Here is a 5,384-nt window from a genome sequence, read left to right as displayed (position 1 = left end):
GCGCTCTTCCCCTCGGACCCGACGTGGCCACCGCGCGAGGCACTCCCAGCGGCCGGGGACGCAACACCCCCGCCGGCCATCTTGAAGGCGGTCTCCTCGGAAGCGGGCTGCGGCGGCACCGGGGTCGCCGCGGACGGGGCCGACGTGCCGGCATCGGGCCAGGCCGGCACCGCGCCGGGGTGTCCGGAGCGGTTCGGCCGAACCGACGAGCCAGGTGCGTCCGGGCGGGACGGGGCCTCAGACTGCGGCGCGAAGGAAGGCGGTGAGTCCGTGGTGTGCGCAGCCGCGGGCTGGGGTGGGAGTGTGGCGATGAGGTCGGGGCCGGCGGCTTCTTCGACGCGGCTGATGGCGAAGTCGACCTGCTGGCGCAGCTCCTGGGCCTCGCGCCCGGCCAGCTTGCGGTGCTCGGCCAGCCACGACTCCGCCTGGGTGAACACCTTGACGCTGAACAGCCGCTCCAGCAGCTTGGCCCGCTCGTCGCCGTCGGCGCGCAGGAACTTGGCGAAGTCGCCCTGCGGCAGCATCGCCACCTGGCAGAACTGGGCGGCGTTCATGCCGAGCAGCCCGCCCACCAGGTCGCCGGCCTCGTCGAGCCGGGTGGTCAGCCCGCGCCAGTCGGAGCCCTGCCACTCCGAGACGATGACCTTGGGCTTCTCCTCGGTGACGCCCGCGCCCCGCCGCTTGGGGCGCTGCCAGGTCGGCGAGCGCTGGATGCGCAGTAACCGGCCGCGGATCGTCACCTCCAGCGTGACCGACGGCCCGGCCCCGGCCGGGGCGTGGTCGCAGCGCAGGCTGCGGGCGCTGTTGCGCTGGCCGGGCACCTGGCCGTAGAGGGCGAAGCAGAGGGCGTCGAGGATCGTGGTCTTGCCCGCCCCCGTGGGCCCGTGGACGAGGAAGAGGCCGGCCTGGGCCAGGGCGTCGAAGTCGACCGTCTCGGTGCCGGGAAAGGACCCGAACGCCGTCAGCGAGAGCCGGTGCGGCCGCATCTACGCCATCGTCTCCTTCACCCGGGATGCCTCGATCGCCTGTCTTAGCAGGGTTTCCTCCTCGGGCGCGGCAGGCTCGCCGCGCACCTCGCGGACGAAGTCGAGGGCGACCTCCGTCTCCGGCCGCCCGCTGACGCGCGCGTGCTGCGCGGCGGGGACGGCGCCGACCGGGTCGAAGGAGAGGGCGAGGGTGTGGGGGAAGCGGGCGCGCAGCCGCTCCATCGCCGACTTGGGACGGACGGCGTCGGTGAGCGTGACCTGCAGCCAGTGGTCTTCGTAGGCGGCGTGGCGGGGCTCGGTCAGCAGCTCGTCGAGGGCCCCGCGGAGCCGGCCGATCGGGCGGGGCACCGGCGCGGGCACGAACTCCACCTCGCCGCCCAGCGTGACCAGCCACGACCCCTTGACGTGGCCGGCCTCGGAGAAGGAGTAGGCCAGCGGCGAGCCGGAGTAGCGGACGGTCTCGGACATGCGCTGGCGCCCGTGCAGGTGGCCGAGCGCGACGTAGTCGACCCCGTCGAAGGCGGACAGCGGCACGTAGGCCACCCCGCCCACGCTGATGTCGCGCTCGCTGTCGCTGGCCTGCCCGCCGATGACGAAGCAGTGCGACAGCACCACGGCCGCGCGGTGCCGGCCGGCGTCGGCGCGGATGCGGCCCATCGCGTGGGAGATCGCGGCGGTGTGGCTGCGGTCAGGCAGCTCCCAGGCGGCCCGCACCAGCTCCGGCTCCAGGTACGGGATGCCGTAGAAGGCGACGTCGTCGACCACCACCGGCTCCCAGGACTGCTCGGGCGAGGTGCGCACATGCACCCCGGCGGCGTCGAACAGGGCCGAGCCGAACCGCAACCGCAGCGCCGAGTCGTGGTTGCCGCTGATCAGCACCACCCGCGCCCCGGCCGCGCGCAGCCGGGCGAGCGCCTCGTCGAGCAGCGCCACCGCGTCGACCGGCGGCAGCGCCCGGTCGTAGACGTCGCCGGCGACGGCCACCACGTCGACCCGCTCGGCCCGCACCGTCTCGACCAGGTGATCGACGAACGCGGCCTGCCCGGCCAGCAGGCTCTCACGGTGGAAGGAGCGCCCGAGGTGCCAGTCGGAGGTGTGCAGGATCCGCATGTCGCAGGAAGCTAACAGCTCCCGCCGACAAAAGTGGCCCCTCCTGCCACACCCGCCGGGAGTAGGCTGGATGATCAGCGGGCAAACCAACGCACATGGGGAGGCCAATGCGCACTGGCCGTGGCACCTTGAGCGTCGCCGCCGGCCTGGTGCTGGTGGCTCTCGCGGCCGTCGGTTACGTCCTGCCGCCCGCGTTCGACCCGCCGCCGCTCAAGGCCGATCCGGCCTTCCAGTCCATCCCGGCCCAGCCGGTCGCCGAGCTCAGGCCGGTGGCGGCGGTGCAGCCCATCCGTGACGAGGAGATCTCGATCGCGGCGGAGGGCCAGCGTCTGGAGGGCACGCTCCGGGTGCCGCTGACGCCTGGACGGCATCCGGCCATGGTGTTCGTGTCGGGGTCGGGCAACGGCTCGCGTACGGAGTTCACGCCGCAGGCGGAGTTCCTCGCCAAGGCGGGCGTGGCGACGATCGCGTTCGACAAGCGCACGATCGGCTACAACTTCCGCGACCGCGACTTCGCGCTCCTCGCCGACGACGTGCTGCGGATGGTCGAATACCTGCGCACGCGCCCCGAGGTCGACCCCGAGCGGGTCGGGGTGTGGGGCGTCAGCGAGGGCGGCTGGGTGGTGCCGATCGCCGCGGCCAAGAGCTCGTCGGTGGGCTACATGGTGCTGGTCTCCTCCCCGAACGTCTCCCCGCTGCGCCAGGTCGCCTGGGCGCTCAACGAGCAGGTGCTGCGCCTGCGCGCCCCGATCGGCGCCCGCGACCTGCTGACCAGGGGCATGGGCGCAGTCGGCTTCGACTTCCTGCGCTACGACGCGATGCCCGCGTTAAGCCAGGTCAAGCAGCCGGTCCTCGCCTTCTACGGCACCACCGACCCCTCGATCCCGTTCGTCGAGTCGACCAAGGCGCTCATCACCGCGCTCGGCAAGGCGGGCAACGACGACTACACGATCCGCTTCATGGCGAACGGCGACCACGCCATGCGCGTCAACGGCGGCGACTTCACCCAGGGCTACCTGGAGACCCTGGCCAACTGGATCCTCGGCCTGCCCGGCACGGCCAAGCCGGCGGTGCACATGGCGGGCGCCACCCCGGTGCAGCGGTTCGAGGCCAGCGACGTGCCCGCCGCGCCCTGGTACGCCGGCGGCACCATGCTCGGCCTGACCATCTGCCTGGCCGCCGTCGGCTACGTCGCCGGGCCGGTCGCCGCCATGGTGGTCCGCCTGCGCCACCGCCGCCAGACGCTCGAGGAGACCAACGCCCGGTTGTGGCCGCCGATCCGGCGCCGGCTGACCCGGATGGCGTGGACGAGCCTCGGCCTGCTCGCCTCCGTGGTGGCGTTCATCACGCTGCTGGTGCTGTTCTCGGTCAACCAGGCCGGCGCCTGGCCGGCGGTGCTGGCCGGCTGGCTGGTGGTGCGGCTGCTGGCCGTGCTCATGCTGATCCAGGAGGTCACGGCGGTGGCGGCGTACGTGTCGGCGCTGCGCGAGGGCCTGCAGCCGAGCCGGTGGCAGTACGTCACGGTCGGCGGCGTGCTCGGCGGCACCGGCCTGCTGATGGTGGCCGCGGCCTACTACGGGTTGTTCTCGTTCCCCTGGTAGACACTCGTTCCCCTGGAAGACAGAGGTGCGAGCCCCGCTACCATGCCTTGAGCCGCTGGACGCGGCTCAAGGTAGGTGCGAACTTCGCTACATGCCTTGAGCCGCTGGACGCGGCTCAAGGTAGGCCTGCATCCAGCGGTCGATCTCGGAGAAGACCTGCTTGCGCACCGGCTCGGACGACAGCACGAGGTCGTGCACGCCGTCCTTGACGCGGACGCACGTCACGTGCGGCCCCACCGCGGTGGCCCAGCGGGCCATATGCCGCGGATCGAGCACCACGTCGGCCGAGCGCGCCTCGGGCACGAAATCGCGTACGCGCAACCCCGCGGCGCAGGCGAGCACGAGCACCGGCACGTCCACCGACAGCCCGGCGTGCAGCCGGCGCTGCGCGCGGCGGATGGCGGCCAGCCACATCGCGTGCACGGAGAAGCCGCCGAGCGGCTTGAGCTCCAGGTCGTAGTCCCACTCGCCGCCCTCGCTGCGGTGCAGCGACCGCCCGTAGACGGTGTTGACGCCCAGCGGCAGCACCCACCGCGTGTACGACAGCGGCGTCTTCAGCAGGTCGGCGGCCAGCCGCATCGGCGTGGGCACGTTCAGGTCGAAGAACGGGCTGTTGAGCACCAGCCCCTGCACCAGGCCCCGGCCGCGGACCCGGTCGGCCCACAGCGCCGTGATCAGGCCGCCGGTGGAGTGGGCGTTGACGGTCAGCTCGTCGTGGTCGCGCCGGATGATGCGCACGGCCTCGTCGATCTCGGGGAAATAGTCGGTGACGCTCCTGATCAGTCCCCTGGTCTGGTGGGGCAGCAGCGAGCGGCCGTACTTGCGCAGGTCGAGCGCGTAGAAGTCGATGCCGCGCTCGACGTAGTGGTCGGCCAGGTGGTCCTGGAAGAAGTAGTCGGTGAAGCCGTGCAGGTAGAGCACCGCCCTGCGGGAGCCGGCCGCGGCCTTCCTCGACACCAGCGTCGCCACGACCTCGCCCTCGAAGTCGTCGGGCATGGGCAGGACGGTGATCTCGTACATGCTAGACACCATAAGGATTGTCCGGCCATGACGGGAGGCCGGGCGGCATGTCCTTGCTCACCTTCATCGGGAAGCCGGCCGGCCGCTTGTCCAGGAACGCCGTCACGCCCTCGGCCGCGTCGGGCGCGCCGCCCAGCTCGGCCATGAGCCGCGAGTCGGCCGCGTGCGCCTCCCACGGCGAGGCCGCCGACAGGCCCGACCACATGAGTCGCCGGATGGCCGCCACGGAGACGGCGGAGGTGTGGTCGGCGATCTCCCGGGCCAGCGCGTACGCCGCCGGCAGCAGTTCCTCGGGCGGCAGCACCCGCGAGACGAGCCGCCCCTCGAGTGCCTCCGAGGCGGGGAAGACGCGGCCGGTCGCGGCCCACTCCATGGCCTGCGCGATGCCGACGATCCGGGGCAGGAACCAGCTGGAGGCGGCCTCGGTGACGATCCCGCGCCGGGCGAAGACGAACCCGAACTTCGCCGTCTCGGAGGCCAGCCGGACGTCCATCGGCAGCGTCATCGTGACGCCGACGCCGACCGCCGGGCCGTTGATCGCGCCGATGACCGGCTTGAGCGAGCGGGCGATCCTCAGCGCGACCGTGCCGCCGCCGTCGCGCGGCGCGCCGTCCACGGTCTCGCCCTTCTCCCGATGCGCGAACGTGCCCCCTCCCCCGCCCAGGTC

The 5,384-nt window shown here is 72.7% G+C and carries 5 protein-coding genes; 1 reads left to right on the top strand and 4 read right to left on the bottom strand.

Annotated features, from left to right (window positions below):
* Together E1286_RS45735 and E1286_RS45730 are read right to left on the bottom strand one after the other, a co-directional pair.
* Positions 1-986 (bottom strand): AAA family ATPase (locus E1286_RS45735; protein WP_246075709.1); only part of this gene is annotated, 986 nt, incomplete at its 3' end.
* Entirely contained in the window at positions 987-2,096 is a 1,110-nt protein-coding gene (locus E1286_RS45730; RefSeq protein WP_132623454.1) for an exonuclease SbcCD subunit D, read from the bottom strand. It abuts the gene before it with no gap.
* 107 nt (positions 2,097-2,203) lie between these two features.
* On the opposite strand from E1286_RS45730, the gene E1286_RS45725 reads away from it, so the two are divergent.
* Positions 2,204-3,697: an alpha/beta hydrolase family protein gene (locus tag E1286_RS45725; RefSeq protein WP_132623452.1), complete on the top strand. Its 1,494-nt coding sequence runs from the start codon at positions 2,204-2,206 to the stop codon at positions 3,695-3,697.
* Between the two features lie 87 nt (positions 3,698-3,784).
* Here the strand turns inward: E1286_RS45725 and E1286_RS45720 are convergent, their stop codons facing one another.
* Both E1286_RS45720 and E1286_RS45715 read right to left on the bottom strand, forming a co-directional pair.
* Complete coding sequence (locus E1286_RS45720; protein ID WP_132623450.1) at positions 3,785-4,717, bottom strand: alpha/beta hydrolase; 933 nt, start codon at positions 4,715-4,717, stop codon at positions 3,785-3,787.
* Position 4,718: 1 nt separating this feature from the next.
* Positions 4,719-5,384 (bottom strand): enoyl-CoA hydratase-related protein (locus E1286_RS45715; RefSeq protein WP_132623448.1); only part of this gene is annotated, 666 nt, incomplete at its 5' end.

Origin of the sequence: Nonomuraea terrae, assembly GCF_004348995.1 — a bacterium.
Taxonomy (GTDB): Bacteria; Actinomycetota; Actinomycetes; order Streptosporangiales; family Streptosporangiaceae; genus Nonomuraea; species Nonomuraea terrae.
Note: the sequence above shows the minus strand (reverse complement) of the source record. Positions and strands in the feature narration are given on the sequence as shown.

What these genes read in the sequence shown, in the direction of transcription:
- E1286_RS45730 (WP_132623454.1), bottom strand. Translation starts at nt 2,096, where the DNA reads ATGCGGATCCTGCACACCTCCGACTGGCACCTCGGGCGCTCCTTCCAC.
- E1286_RS45725 (WP_132623452.1), top strand. Translation starts at nt 2,204, where the DNA reads ATGCGCACTGGCCGTGGCACCTTGAGCGTCGCCGCCGGCCTGGTGCTG.
- E1286_RS45720 (WP_132623450.1), bottom strand. Translation starts at nt 4,717, where the DNA reads ATGTACGAGATCACCGTCCTGCCCATGCCCGACGACTTCGAGGGCGAG.